11 protein-coding genes are annotated in these 13,729 nt (G+C 51.4%); 6 read left to right on the top strand and 5 right to left on the bottom strand.

The genetic code is table 11. From position 1 onward, the window contains the following. Positions 1–101: 101 nt before the first annotated feature. The gene (locus tag NYE29_RS08230) at positions 102–566 is read right to left on the bottom strand and encodes an Imm30 family immunity protein (RefSeq protein WP_076111560.1); all 465 of its coding nucleotides are present in this window, start codon (positions 564–566) and stop codon (positions 102–104) included. Between the two features lie 11 nt (positions 567–577). After that, the gene (locus NYE29_RS08225) at positions 578–1,441 is read right to left on the bottom strand and encodes a Cof-type HAD-IIB family hydrolase (protein WP_076111562.1); all 864 of its coding nucleotides are present in this window, start codon (positions 1,439–1,441) and stop codon (positions 578–580) included. Between the two features lie 299 nt (positions 1,442–1,740). Between NYE29_RS08225 and NYE29_RS08220 the strand changes: the two genes are divergently transcribed. Then, the gene (locus NYE29_RS08220; protein ID WP_076111564.1) at positions 1,741–2,982 is read left to right on the top strand and encodes a DUF445 domain-containing protein; all 1,242 of its coding nucleotides are present in this window, start codon (positions 1,741–1,743) and stop codon (positions 2,980–2,982) included. A 117-nt stretch (positions 2,983–3,099) separates the two neighbouring features. Here the strand turns inward: NYE29_RS08220 and NYE29_RS08215 are convergent, their stop codons facing one another. From NYE29_RS08215 to NYE29_RS08205, 3 genes are all read right to left on the bottom strand, one after another. After that, complete coding sequence (locus NYE29_RS08215; RefSeq protein ID WP_038585008.1) at positions 3,100–3,426, bottom strand: P-II family nitrogen regulator; 327 nt, start codon at positions 3,424–3,426, stop codon at positions 3,100–3,102. 208 nt (positions 3,427–3,634) lie between these two features. Continuing rightward, positions 3,635–4,735: a glycosyltransferase family 4 protein gene (locus NYE29_RS08210; protein ID WP_076111566.1), complete on the bottom strand. Its 1,101-nt coding sequence runs from the start codon at positions 4,733–4,735 to the stop codon at positions 3,635–3,637. An 88-nt stretch (positions 4,736–4,823) separates the two neighbouring features. Further along, positions 4,824–5,642, bottom strand: a complete 819-nt coding sequence (locus NYE29_RS08205; RefSeq protein WP_340895317.1) for a hypothetical protein — start codon at positions 5,640–5,642, stop codon at positions 4,824–4,826. A 285-nt stretch (positions 5,643–5,927) separates the two neighbouring features. Here NYE29_RS08205 and NYE29_RS08200 point away from each other — a divergent pair, with 285 nt between their 5' ends. The 5 genes from NYE29_RS08200 (at position 5,928) to NYE29_RS08180 (ending at position 13,611) form a co-directional block, all read left to right on the top strand. Beyond that, positions 5,928–9,473 (top strand): PAS domain S-box protein, encoded by a 3,546-nt coding sequence (locus tag NYE29_RS08200; RefSeq protein WP_340895314.1) that lies wholly within the window; start codon positions 5,928–5,930, stop codon positions 9,471–9,473. Then, entirely contained in the window at positions 9,470–10,105 is a 636-nt protein-coding gene (locus tag NYE29_RS08195) for a C39 family peptidase (protein WP_340895312.1), read from the top strand. Before NYE29_RS08200 ends, NYE29_RS08195 begins: the two co-directional genes overlap by 4 nt. Positions 10,106–10,218: 113 nt before the next feature. Then, on the top strand, positions 10,219–12,177 hold the full coding sequence (gene pulA / locus NYE29_RS08190) for a type I pullulanase (protein ID WP_340895310.1): 1,959 nt from the start codon (positions 10,219–10,221) through the stop codon (positions 12,175–12,177). Between the two features lie 331 nt (positions 12,178–12,508). Continuing rightward, positions 12,509–12,835 carry a PadR family transcriptional regulator gene (locus NYE29_RS08185; protein WP_038585016.1) on the top strand — a complete coding sequence of 109 codons (327 nt, stop codon included), beginning with the start codon at positions 12,509–12,511 and terminating at the stop codon, positions 12,833–12,835. A 5-nt stretch (positions 12,836–12,840) separates the two neighbouring features. Beyond that, positions 12,841–13,611: a permease prefix domain 1-containing protein gene (locus NYE29_RS08180; protein WP_340895309.1), complete on the top strand. Its 771-nt coding sequence runs from the start codon at positions 12,841–12,843 to the stop codon at positions 13,609–13,611. Positions 13,612–13,729: the final 118 nt, after the last annotated feature.

Below are 13,729 nucleotides of genomic sequence, written 5' to 3'. Positions count from 1 at the left end.
TTCTTGATTTTATTTCGCTCTTCGCGGTTGAAATCCACAGACAAAGGCGGACGCTGTCGCTCCTCCAGTTCCAAACTTCCCCTCCGTCACTTCACCCCTTTTTAATTTTCCAAGTTCAATCTATATAGAATATAATTGGCTCTGCGCTCGAACAGCCGCGGCTTGTCTTCCTTGATTTCTTCCAGCAGGAACGCCAGGCATCTCTTGATCCGCAGGGGCATGCCGGCGGCGATGTCGGCAAATTCCTTGCGGTAGATATCATCGGCCAGTATTCTCTGGATCAGAATAATCGCCCAATTACGGCCTGTCTCCAGCAGCTCCGGCAGCGATTCCAGCAGTTGGGTCAGGTACATCTCCATTTGGTAGCTCTCCAGAAAATGAACAAGACCGAACATAACCTCCTCCTGTTCGGTATCATCATCAAACACCTTGAAAATCTGCTGGATCACAGCGTCCTCCGTATCCCCAGCCAGGCCTTCCAGGGCCTGCTCAAACTGCTCGCATTCCAGCTCCGTGCGCAGCAGCCGATTGTCATACAGCAGGGCAATGCCTGGATACATGTTCATTTAGATTCCCCCTACGCCTTGTCCAAAAGATGGCGGATTCCCGCTGCCACACCATGTTCTGCATTGCTGAGCGTGATGAAATCGGCCGTTTCCTTGAGGATTGAAGCAGCATTCTCCATGGCGATCCGGTAGCCGGCCACCTCAAACATCGGCAGATCGTTGTAACTGTCGCCCATTACAGCTACCTGCTCCAGAGCCATGCCGAAATGCTTAGCCAGCATGCTTACACCGGCCCCTTTATTAGCGTCCTGATGGTTAATCTCAATATTGTTGGGATGAGAAGCGGTGATAATGAGCCCGGGAATGGCGGCGAAACGTGTAGAGGCTTCTTTCAGAAGCTCAAGGTTCAGCGAGAACGCCAGCGTCTTGTAGATGACTTTGTCCTCTTTGCCCCAGATCTCCTCCATGTCCTCCACATAGGTCACGGCAGCCTGCTGAAACTGCTGGTCGATCATGGCCTTAAGCAGCCAGCGGAGTTCTTCCGGCACCTCGTCATCTTTAAGCTCCGATATTTTCTCCAGATGCACCCGTTTATCGAGCTCTACATACACGTTATCCTCTGTGTATACCTCATAATACAATTCAGGAATTTCGTTCATCCAGCGCAGCGCGGGAATAATATTCTCTTTGTTCAGCGGCTTGCTTGCCACAAGCGTCCCGTCAGCCAGCGTCACTACGGCTCCATTCAGACTGACTACCGGACATTCCAGCTCAGCCAGCCGCAGCTGCCGCTCGGCATCCATGTAAGAGCGTCCTGTGGCGATGATTACAATATGTCCCTGGTTTTGGGCGTGTACTATCGCTTCCCGGTTCTCTGGGCTAATGATTCCTTCTTCGTTAAGCAGTGTTCCATCCATATCGAGTGCTATCAGCATATCGTTTGCATTCCTTCCTGTACCGCAGGTTGTCCCCTTCAAGGGCAATGAGATCGTTCCTAGTATCTTATCATTAATGTTCTGAAAATAAAAAATCCATTTTCATGAAAAGAAACTAACCGTAGAAAATTGTGCAGTGTACTGCATTTTCAGAAAGGAGTTTACTCGTGGTACAATGAAAGGCAGACTAACAAGTGAACGGCCGCCGTAATCGTCAGCTCATAGGGTCACAATGTGATTGGTGGTATTTCCCTGTCCAGGGAAACAGCTGTCCGACGCTTTAGGTAAGGGGGATAAAGATGAAATCCAGAAATTTAGCTACGATATCGCTGGCTGTCATGGCCTGCGGTTTTCTGCTTACACTGTTTTTGCCGGATAATCTGGCTGTTGTTCTGCTGAGAGGCGGCTTCGAAGCCGGGCTGGTAGGGGGGATTGCCGACTGGTTTGCGGTTACCGCACTGTTCCGCCATCCGCTGGGCTTGCCGATTCCGCATACCTCGCTTCTGCTGAAGAACCGGGATAAGATCATCCAGTCTCTTATCTCCGCTATGGAGAATGAGCTACTGAACAAAGAGAGTATTGAGAACAAGCTGCGCAAGATCCGCTTCGTGTCGCTCGGCAGCGGACTGCTGACTAAGTTTGTAGCAAGGAAAAAAGCAAGAGCCGACATGCTGGAGCAGCTCAGCACCTTTGTTCAGCGGCTTCCGGTAGATAAGGCGGTTCCTTATCTTCAGACGGCGGTTGCAGATTACATCCGTGAAGCGGAGCTTGGTACCGCCGCCGACAGCATCGTCACCAAACTAATGAACGACGGCAAGGATATTGCCGCGCTCGATTATGCGCTTGAAGGCATCTCCGGCTGGAGCAGCCGCCCTGAGACGCGGGCGATGCTGGGCAAGATCGCCAGTGAGAAACTGGCTGAGGTGAAGCTGGGAGGGCTGAAAGGTATGGCCTTTCAGGCATTTGTCGGATTTGTGGATGCAGATATGCTGGGAGAAATGCTCCAGGGCATGCTGCAGTCCGGTATCAGGGATTTCCGTGAAGCGGATAATCCTTACCGTGAGCAGATCATCCAGGAAATCCGCGTCGCCCTGTTTCAGCTTGTGAACGACGAAGCGCGGATCCTTTCACTGAAGGAATGGGCACTGGAGGAGCTGCAAGGCGAAGCGGCTTCAGCGTTTCTGCATAAGCAATTGGAAGCTCTGCGCGGCAAGGCGGTTGCCATGCTGGAAGAGGACCGCAGCTCCGGAGGACGAAAGCTGTTTGCGCTGTATGCTCTATTGGCCCGGCGCATCAGTACGGAAAAAGAGTGGACGGAGAGCTGGGAGGAGCGGATTCGCGCTTCATTAATCGCCTTCGTAGAGGCTAACCATTACCGGCTTGGCGTATTGGTCAAGGAGAATCTTGATCAAATGGATGATGCCAGCCTGGTGAACATGCTGGAGGACAAGGTGGGCAAGGATCTGCAGTGGATTCGTGTCAACGGCGCGGTATGCGGCTTTGTCGTGGGACTTGTGCTTACAGTCATCCAGATGATCTAAAGTCAGAAGACTACAACATCAAGAGGCAGCAAAGCGTACCCTTGAACCGGAACAGCCGGAACCGGGGGATGTTTTGCTGCCTCTTTTCTATTGACCTATTGACCAAAGGGACAAAGGTTACAGTTGGTTTTTACCGTTGCTGATGGTGAAGGTTTCCAGTACAGGAAGCACGAAGATTTTACCATCACCGAAGGAGCCGTGTTCACCGGTTCTTGCCGTTCTCATAATAATGCTGATTACATCGTCCTTCTCATCATCCTGGATGACAATCATCAGCAGCTTCTTGGAAATTTGATTGTAATAGTTGGTTCCAACCTGAATTCCCTTTTGTTTCCCGCGGCCGAGCAAATCCATCTTGCTGATGGAGGGGAAGCCGGCAAGCATTAATTCAGCCATGACTTCATCCGCTTTCTCGGGCCTAACTATAGCTTTGATCATTAACATAACGATGCACCCTTTCTACAGCCAATAGTGTGTGTTGTAGGGGGTTGCCAATTTCATGATAGCGGTATAAGCAATACATTTCGTTAATGGCAACGCTTACAATATGAGTATAATATTTACTGCAGGCTATATCCTGCGAATAAGATCACTAATTTATTGTTACACATTGTCGCATAACAGAGGAGCGCCCCTGCGGCAGACTCCTCTGCTATTGCGGCAAAAGCGAGCGGTACAGCTCCTCCAATTGTGCTGTGGTATGCCTCCACTCAAAAGCCCGCAGGGCATCACTCCGCCCTTGCATCCCGATCTTTGCCGCCTTTGCCGGATTGCGTCCGATCATCAGCAGACGTTTGGCAAACGGGGCGGCCTGACGGTAACGGTCCACCAGGTAGCCGTTGTGGCCTGACGTGATGATCTCACGGATGCCGCCGTTATTCGAAGCAATAACCGGCAGCCCGGAGGCCATGGCCTCCACATTGACCAGTCCAAAGGATTCATGCCCTTGGGAAGGGCAGACGAAGCAATCGGCCATCTGATACAGGCTGTGAATATCCTCATGGGCGATGTTTCCAACGAAAGATACAGATACACCCAGTCTCCGCGCCAGGGTTTTGAGCCGCTGGATATATGGAGGTTTGCCCCGGCCGGCTATGATCAGATGGGAGGGCAGGCGTTTATTGAGAATGTGCATAGCCTGAAGCAGTACGGGTACTCCCTTACGGGGGATCACCCGCCCGACGAACAGCACCGTGAACACTTGCGGGAGCCTGTATAATCGCCGGAGGCGCTGCCGTTCCGGTTCTTCGGCCGGTATGAACCGGGACAGGTCCGCTCCCAGCGGAATAACACTGAGTTTCTTGTCCAGGCCGGGAAAACGCCGGGAAATTCTTAGCTGTAGGGAGCGGCTGTTGGCAGCGATGCCGTCAGCCTTGGCCAGGCTGCGGGCAATTCGGCGTTCTGCCGGTACGAACGTCAGAGAGTGCAGATACAGCAGTACCGGAGTCAGGGGATGCTGGTGTTTCACGGCGGCCATCAGCAGCGGCCGGTTATCGATCTGAATCACATCGAAGGACGTCTTCTCAAGAAATTTGAGTACCGAGGCAAGATAACGGGAAGGACTGCCTGAAGTCAGACGAATGATCCGGACCTGCTCGAGCTCTGCGGAGTCGGGCAGTCCCGGTGACTTGCGGCTTAGTACCGTTACCATATGCCGCCGGGCCAGCCTTCTGGCAATCGCCCAGATGCAGATCTCCACTGAACCGTTCCCCGGTACCGGGAACTGCTCCGGTGCAATAATACAGATATGCATAATATAAGCCTCCTCAAGGCCCGCTGATGGATATTGTCTCTACCTACCATATGCGGACCAAGAGTCGGAAGACACATTCCTTAAGCAATCATGCTGCGATTTGCTTGGCCGCGTCCGCAATCACACCGGCAATCTTTTGCTCAAGCTCAAGGATCTTCAGCTTGCTGGCTGCCATTTGACGGTAACCTGAGACAAGGGATGACAGGGATTGAGCAGTCAAAGCCTGATTCTGCTTGCGGATAGCTGATTTGAAGTCGCTGAAATCTGCCGATATCCGTTTGTTCAAGGAGGCTGCCACGCTTTTCTGGGACTTGATCGAGGCCTGCGGGCTTTCGATCCCCGCCAAGGTTTTACGTGCGGCGGCCATCTTTTTGGCGCGGGTTTCTTTGGCCGCTTTCAGCAGGGCTTCTTTATTGCGGATATCCTCACGGGCGAATTGAACGAGAATTTTCATAGCATCAGCCTGTGTGCGGAGCACATCCTTCAAGACCTTGTCCTTCAACCCTCTGAGTAGGTTAATCCGGCGGTTGAGCGCGCTGTATTGGTCAAAGAGAGGCTGGTAACGTTCTTTGGTGCTGCTTACGGCCGTGGACAGCCGGGCCACGGTGGACTGATCTATTTCCTTGATTTGGTTTCGGACAATGATCAGCGCTTGCGTATTGCTGTCATGCAGCCGGCGGATTTGCGCCTCACGGCTGTCATACTGGGCGACCAGGACGGAGAAATCACTGTAATACCCTTTAAGCCTAGTCCTTGTCGTATCGTCCGCAGTGGCGGCAGTCAGTTCAAACGAGGCTTGAATCGAAGGGGTCAGCGCTGTTCCGGATGCGTTTACCGCGCCTGCTGAAGATAATACTGCAAGCAGAAGCGCCAGCATTGCCAGGGGAATCTTCTTAAGCTTGTTCATCTTTTCCTCCTTAATCTCATCCCTTATTCCGCAACAACAAAAAAAGCACCCGCAGTAAAGGCTATTAAGCCTTTATTACGGGTGCTTCCGTCGTAATAGGTCACGAATGAAATATTATCTAAACTATAAGGGAAGGACAAAACCCCGTCAATATTTGTAATTTAAACTTTTTTTTGATGGAAACCAGGCTGCGCGTTTATTCCGGACTTTTCTTAACGTATACTGGGTAATAAGACAACAGAGAGCTGCATACGAGCCGGCTCGTGACGAAGGGGGCCTTGTTTGATGGAATTGGCATATAATAGCGATATTTTGAATCAAGCCTTCATGATGTCTCCGGTAGGAATGGCCGTCCTGGCCTCAGAAAAGGACAAATGGATAAAGGTTAATTCCGCTTTTTGCAATATCCTCGGCTGCAGTGAACCGGAATTTCTAGCTGGAGCTTTATTGAGAAGCAAGAGTGCGTCACAGCCAGAACAGGAAGATCGGGAAGGGCTCACACTATTGAGTGTATTGGAGGGGCTTTCATACACCCCCGGTGATACCTTAAAGAGTGAACAGAGGTTTCTTAATCGTGCAGGACATTCTGTTTGGGTTTCCCTTACATTCGTGCGGGCTGATGCAGGACAAGACTCTTCACATATTATTGTATACGCGCAGGATATTACTGACCGGAAAATCGCTGATCAGCTGACAGTAGACAGCCGTGATTTGTACGATTTATTTCTAAAAGACGATCAGAGCATGATTTCATTCACATTGCCTGACGGTACACTAAGCTTCATCTCCCCCTCATCTCTTTCGTTAATCGGATTTACCCCTGAGGAAATGATCGGTAAAAACCGGCTGGAATTTTATCATCCTGATGATATCGAGGGCATGGACAAGTCTGACGCTCTTCTGAAGAATGACATCTATGTCCGCCGTTTACGCCATAAAGATGGGCATTATCTGTGGTTCGAAAGCTCTTTTCATGTGATCCGGGGGGAAAATAATGAAATCATCCGGATCATGGGTATTGGCCGCAACGTGACGGGCCGCAAACATAATGAGGAGGCTTTGGCCACGGCGCAAAGAGTCGCCAGAATCGGTTCCTGGGTATGGGATTTGACGAAAGGCAAGCTGTCCCTCTCGGAAGAGCTGCAGCGTATGCTGAAGCTTGGTGTTGGAGCAGCCGAAGTCGATTACCGGACATTCCTGGAGCTGGTTCATCCGGATGACATCAACGACATGTTTACAAGGGTGCGGGAGACGCTGGAAAACGGGAATTCCGGTGAGAGTACCTACCGGCTGGTCCTTGCGGATGGAACTCTGCTTGCGGTACATATTCAGTGGGATACCGTACTGGGACCGGCCGGCCAGCCTGTTCAGCTTATCGGAATGATGCAGGATATCACTGAACGCCAGCAGATGGAGCAGAAGCTTAGAGAAAATGAGCGAAATTACCGGCTAATGTCGGAAAATTCACTGGATCTGATCTCTCGCCACGCGATAGAAGACAGCATATTCTTATACTGCTCCCCGGCCAGCCGCTCTCTGCTCGGCTATGAACCGGAGGAGATGGTCGGTACCAGTGCTTTTGATTACTTGCATCCCGATGATTTGATAGTAATGAAAGAAATGATGGCACAAAGTGAGCAGACCCGCTTCATCCCGGCGGCGGTCTACCGTTACCGGCGCAAGGACGGCGGCTATGTCTGGTTGGAGACGAAAAGCAGGTATATTTTAGATGAGCAGGGCGGGATTGTGGAGATTATTGCCGTTGGCCGTGACATAACGGAGCGCAAGCAGTTTGAGTCCAAGCTTCAAGAGAACGAACAGCGCTATAAGTCACTGTTTGAATATAATCCGTCAGCTGTATACTCCATGAATCTGCAGGGGGATTACTTAACCTGCAACTCCAATCTGGAGATTCTGAGCGGATATTCAATGGAGGAGCTGGTGGGCAGCTATTTCGGCCCCCTGGTGCATGAGAAGGATAGGGCAAAGACGCAATATCATTTTAATCTGGCTTGCCAGGGAATGCCTCAAAGCTATGATCTGACCCTTATTCATAAAGATGGCCATCTGGTAGAAATCAGTACGACCAACATTCCGATTATTGTCGGGGACAAGGTCGTAGGCGTATATGGAATTTCCCGTGACATTACGGACCGTATCCGGTATACCGAGCAGATTGAGAAGCTGAGCAATGATTACACACTGATCTTAAATGCAGTCTCCGAAGGCATATTTGGTCTTGATACGGAGGGGAGGGTAACCTTCATCAATCCGGCGGGGGCACAGATGCTGGGCTTCGCCTACGGTGAAATTATGGGCCATCCTTATCTGGATCACATACAGCACACAGCGCTGGATGGCCTCCACTACCGGCCGGAGGATTCTCCGCTGATGCAGGCCGTCCGTGCCGGGGAATCCCATCAGAGCAAAGATGCGGTATTGTGGCGCAAAGACGGTTCAAGCTTTCTGGCCGAGTATCAGGTTACTCCGCTGTTTGATAAAGGAGACCGTAAGGGTGCGGTTGTTGTGTTCCGTGATATTACGGATGAGAAAGAGATTATCCGCGCCAAGGAATCGGCAGAGAAAGCGGATCAGGCGAAATCGGAGTTTCTGGCGATTATGAGCCATGAGCTGCGGACGCCGATGAACGGAATTATGGGGATGACGGATCTCCTGTCAGAAACCGAGCTGGATGAAGAGCAGCGCGGATATGCGGAGATTATTAGCCAGAGCAGTACTTCTCTGCTGTATATCCTCAATGAAATTCTGGATCTCAGCAAAATAGAAGCCGGAAAAATGATCCTCGTGCATGAGCCGGTAAGTCTTGAATGGGTCTTGGAAAGCGTAACCGAGCTGTTCTCGCCGAAAGCGAAAGAGAAGAACCTGGAATTGAGCTGCCAAGCTGCTTCCAATGTTCCGGAGTTAATCATGGGCGATGCGGCCCGGCTGCGCCAGATATTGGTGAATCTGGTCAGCAACGCAGTGAAATTCACTGAAGAAGGTCATATCTCTATTGAGGTGGGGACGGAATTCTGTCCTAACCAGAATAAGCTGACTCTGAAGTTTAATGTTAGGGATACGGGAATCGGAATTCCGCCGGAGAAACAGTCTCTGCTGTTCCAATCGTTCTCCCAGCTGCACCCGTCCATTAACCGCAAGTATGGCGGAACCGGACTGGGACTTTCCATCTGCAAGCGGCTGGTTGAGCTTATGGGCGGAGCGATTGCAGTGGACAGTGTGGAAGGCGAAGGCTCAAACTTCTACTTTACCTTGCCCTTGGATATTGAACATGATCCTAGTGATTTGGAGGAGGAGCCGGTACGGGTGCAGACTCCATCAGTACCGGTGATTAGCCTTGATGATGCCGAGCCCGATGATAATGCCCGGATTGAGGAGGAAGGAAGTGGCCTTCTGCCTACTGGAGGTCTTCCTCAGTTGGAGCCGAAATACGGTCCGCTGCGGATTCTGGTCGCAGAAGATCATCCCGTTAATCAAAAGCTTCTATTGATCATGCTGGAGAAACGCGGATATACTGCGGACCTGGTGGAGAACGGCCAGCAGGCGCTGCAAGCCGTTCTGCAGCAGCCCTATGATCTGGTATTTATGGATGTGCAGATGCCGGAGATGAGCGGGCTTACCGCAGCGGCCAGAATCAGGGACCAGCTCCCCCAGGCCAAGCGGCCCTTTATGGTGGCTGTGACTGCTTATGCCACACGGGAGGATCGTGAAAGATGTCTGGCTGTAGGTATGGAAGATTTCATCAGCAAGCCGTTTCTCACCTCCGACATTGAACGGATACTGCAGCAGCGTCAGGAGAAGATATCCTTATGAGAAAAGCACTGCGGGAGCACAAGTTGCTCGCTGAATCTTATACGCAGTGGGACCCGGGTGTTGCTTCACCCGGCTCAGCCTGCGGTCCGGCGACCATCGCCGCATTAATGGAATATTGGCGCACGCGGAAAGGCCGGACTTTTATTCCCGGAGCAAGTCATTTTGCTTCCAAAGCGGCGCATATTAATCACATATACAGCCATCATGGCGGAACACCTTGGGGAATGAGTGTGGGCAGATTTACCAAAGGCGTCAAAGCTTATATCCGGTCTTCTGCTCCTCTGGAGGCGAAGGAACGCGGACTATTCTCCGTAAGTGTGTTTAATGATATAGACCGGTACAAAGCAGAGATTGATGCGGAGCGGCCGGTGGCGCTCAAATTCGATAAATGGCTCACGTTTCGCTGGCGGGGAAAATACGCCTATGATTATCATTGGGTGCTGGGAATCGGTTATCAGGAGCCTGAGGGCGGAGCAGGCCCTGTACTTATTGTTCATGATAACGGGATGCGGCATAAGCACGGCGGGTTCACTCCAGGCCAGGCACGCCTTATCCCTTATACCGTCAATAAAGATGTTATAACCATGGTGGCTTTGGATATCAAGGAAGCTTCCATAGGGCATCAGCTGTAACCTTCAGGCGGCAGGAAGGGCAGCTTGATGAAATCGTCGAGTACAAACGTTTGCACAAAATCGGTAATTAGGATATAATTCCAATTATTAAAGGGTAAAGGAGACAGATGGCCTTGTCCGTACAAAAGGAATTGAAAGAACCGATTTATTATGGTGATCCGGCGGCTACCGGAGGAATATCCGTGTTCGCCCAGGAATTTGATGAGCTTTTCAGTTATGACGGGGATGACCTTGGCGTGACGTATACGCCTGCTTCCTCGGCCTTTTGCCTGTGGGCACCTACCGCGCAGGAAGCAGCGGTTGTGCTTTATGGCTCATGGCACGAAGCCGCCGGAGATATCTTGCCGATGATCCGTGATGTCAGGGGGACATGGCGTTTGAGCGTGGCCGGGAACTTGGAGGGCAAGTTCTACACCTATCGTGTGCGTATCGGAGAGCAGTGGAATGAAGCGGCCGATCCTTACGCCCGGGCCGTCGGTGTGAATGGAGATCGAGCGGCGATTCTCGATTTGCGCAAGACGGATCCCCAGCGATGGACAGAAGATAAGCCGCCCCTGGCTAACCCTGTGGACGCGGTGATTTACGAGCTTCATCTGCGTGATCTGTCTGTTCATCCGGCTAGCGGCATTGCCCATAAGGGACAATATCTGGGTCTGGCCGAAGAAGGGACGCGCGGACCGGACGGGATTTTTACCGGACTGGATCATATATCCGATCTCGGAGTGACCCATGTGCAGCTGCTCCCTATTTATGATTATTCCACAGAAAGTGTTGATGAGACTAAGCTGGACCAGCCTCATTACAACTGGGGTTATGACCCCAAAAATTTCAATGCTCCGGAAGGCTCCTACGCTACGGATCCGTATGATCCGGCTCTGCGAATCCGCGAGCTGAAGACAATGATCCAGACCCTGCATGACCGCGGACTGCGCGTAATCATGGATGTGGTCTACAATCATGTGTATGACGGCTATCTTGTAAATTTCACCAAGCTTGTTCCCGGCTACTATCTGCGTTATAAGCAGAACGGCAGTCTGTCGAACGGCTCGGGCTGCGGCAATGATGTTGCCTCTGAGCGGATCATGATGACCCGCTTTATTGTGGAGTCGGTGCTGTACTGGGCTCAGGAATATCATATCGACGGTTTCCGCTTTGATCTGATGGGATTGCTCGATATAGAAACCATGCAGGAGGTCCGCCGCCGTCTGGACGAAATTGATCCTTCACTGATGACTATCGGGGAAGGCTGGATCCTGGATACGGAGCTTCCGGCGGAGCGCCTTGCCAGCCAGAACAATGCGGATGCGCTTCCGGGCATCGGACAGTTCAACGACGGGTTCCGCGATGCGGTAAAGGGGAATATTTTCCGCTATGAAGAGCCTGGATTTATCGGCGGCAAGACTGGCCTCGAACAGGCGGTGAAGACGGGGATTACCGGAGGCGTCGTGTACGGTCAATCCATGGGGGCGTTCGCTGATGAGCCGCAGCAGTGTGTGAACTTCGTTGAATGCCACGACAACCATACCCTCTGGGATAAAATTGTAATTTCCACCAAAGGGGAAAGCGATGAGCGGCGCAGAGGGATGCATCGTCTGGCTTCGGCAATGGTAATGACGAGCCAGGGGATTCCGTTTCTTCATGCAGGACAGGAATTTATGCGTACGAAGGACGGGGTGGAGAACAGCTTTAAGTCTCCCGTTGAGATCAACCGCATGGACTGGGAACGCGCAGCGGCGCATGTGGAGGATATTACTTATATGAAGCAGTTGATTGCGCTAAGGCAAGCCCACCCGGCATTTCGCCTGCGCAGCGCGGAGGAAATTCGCGCACAGCTGATGTTTGAGAAGGCGCCTGCCGGGGCAATAGCCTATACACTCCGGGATCACGCCGGAGGCGATCCGGCGCTGCACTTATACGTGCTTTATAATTCAAATACAGCCGAAGTGTCATTGGATGTGCCGCAGCTTGGCGAGTGGAGCATCCTGTTCGGCGAGGATCTGGTCTCGAAGCTTGCCGGGGGCAAGCTGACCGCCAAGGGTATTGGAATGGTTGTATTGGCCGTCCAGCAATAAGTGCCAGCTGCACTGTATATAATAGTTTGATAAAAATGGATGCCACTCGGTTGAGAGTGGCATCCATTTTTTTGCGTCGATCCATATCGTCCCAATTCGGCGACTCCGTGGGCGTTATCTGCCCGTTAGGGAAGAACGCAGGTGGCAATCTGGAGAGATAACGCCGTTAGCGTCCGCAAACCGTAATAAACGGACCGCAGTCACCCAATAAGGACACTGGAGTCCGACGGCCTATTTTTTCCCAAAACTACTTTATCTGTCGTAGTAATTATGCTACAATGCTATTACTACGACAGATGAAGTAATGAGGGATAAGTTAGGAGGATGAATTGTGATCAGCAGTGATGTCATACGGGGATATAACGATACGCTCATCCTCTATATGCTTCTGGACGGAGAGTCCTATGGCTATGAGATTTCCAAGAACATCCGGAAGCTGTCGGAGGAGAAGTACATCATGAAGGAGACTACGCTGTACTCCGCATTCACCCGGCTTGAGAAGAATGGGTACATCGATTCCTTTTTTATGGATGAGACCTTTGGGAAACGACGCACCTATTACCGTATAACTCCGCAAGGTCTGGCTTATTATCTGGAAAAATGCGAGGAATGGAAAGTTACGCAAGAGGTCGTCAACAAATTCATAAAGGAGCTGTGATCAGGATGGATACCATTAGGGGCTATTTGAACAACATGTTTACTTCCCTGCCCAGGACAGAGCAAACATATAAGCTGAAGCAGGATCTGCTGGCTAGTATGGAGGAGAAATATTACGAACTGAAGAAGGAAGGCAAATCAGAGAATGAGGCGGTCGGCATTGTCATCTCCGAGTTCGGCAACATCGATGAGCTGATTGACGAGCTTGGGATTACAGTGGGGGGAGAGGATACGCTGCTTCCTGTACTTGCTCCGGAGGATACATGGGGGTATCTGGCTGCCAAGAAGACTAGCGGTTTTATGGTGGGGATTGGTGTAATGCTATGCATCATCGGCCCGGCACTGCTGATTCTGCTTGTTACCTTGGCAGAATTTGGTTTTCTCCGCGGGGTGATTTCGGAAGATACTGCCGGAATTATTGGCGTGATCGTGCTGCTGCTGCTGGTGGCGCTGGCGGTTGGGCTATTCATATTCAGCGACACAAAGCTGGAGCGATACAAATATCTGCAAAAGGGTTTTAATCTGCCCTATTTTTTGCGGACCGAGATCGAGCAGCGCAGCCGTGCATTTGCCCCTACCTATACCCTGTCTCTGACTCTGGGTGTATCCCTGTGTGTACTCTCTCCGGTTCCTGTCCTTGCCTGGTCTGCAATCAATGAGGATGCCAGCGGATACGGGGTCACTATTCTACTTGCGCTCATTGCGCTGCCTGTCTTCCTGTTCATCTACTATGGGAGTATCAAGGAAAGCTTTGGCTTTCTGCTCAAGGAGAAGTAGTACACTGAGGCTCCTGAAGAGAAAGAGGAAAAACACTTCAAGAGCTCTATCGCATCCATCTTTTGGCCGCTGGTTACCGGCTGTTTTCTGATCAGCGGATTTATTTTTGAGCGCTGGG

Source organism: Paenibacillus sp. FSL M7-1046, assembly GCF_038007405.1.
Lineage (GTDB): Bacteria > Bacillota > Bacilli > Paenibacillales > Paenibacillaceae > Paenibacillus_AQ.
The sequence above is the reverse complement of the archived record's forward strand: the minus strand, read 5'-3'. Positions and strand labels throughout refer to the sequence as shown.

Coding starts and splice junctions, on each gene's coding strand:
- NYE29_RS08195 (WP_340895312.1), top strand. CDS start 9,470: ATGAGAAAAGCACTGCGGGAGCACAAGTTGCTCGCTGAATCTTATACG.
- NYE29_RS08205 (WP_340895317.1), bottom strand. CDS start 5,642: ATGAACAAGCTTAAGAAGATTCCCCTGGCAATGCTGGCGCTTCTGCTT.
- NYE29_RS08210 (WP_076111566.1), bottom strand. CDS start 4,735: ATGCATATCTGTATTATTGCACCGGAGCAGTTCCCGGTACCGGGGAAC.
- NYE29_RS08215 (WP_038585008.1), bottom strand. CDS start 3,426: ATGTTAATGATCAAAGCTATAGTTAGGCCCGAGAAAGCGGATGAAGTC.
- NYE29_RS08220 (WP_076111564.1), top strand. CDS start 1,741: ATGAAATCCAGAAATTTAGCTACGATATCGCTGGCTGTCATGGCCTGC.
- NYE29_RS08230 (WP_076111560.1), bottom strand. CDS start 566: ATGAACATGTATCCAGGCATTGCCCTGCTGTATGACAATCGGCTGCTG.
- NYE29_RS08200 (WP_340895314.1), top strand. CDS start 5,928: ATGGAATTGGCATATAATAGCGATATTTTGAATCAAGCCTTCATGATG.
- NYE29_RS08225 (WP_076111562.1), bottom strand. CDS start 1,441: ATGCTGATAGCACTCGATATGGATGGAACACTGCTTAACGAAGAAGGA.
- NYE29_RS08180 (WP_340895309.1), top strand. CDS start 12,841: ATGGATACCATTAGGGGCTATTTGAACAACATGTTTACTTCCCTGCCC.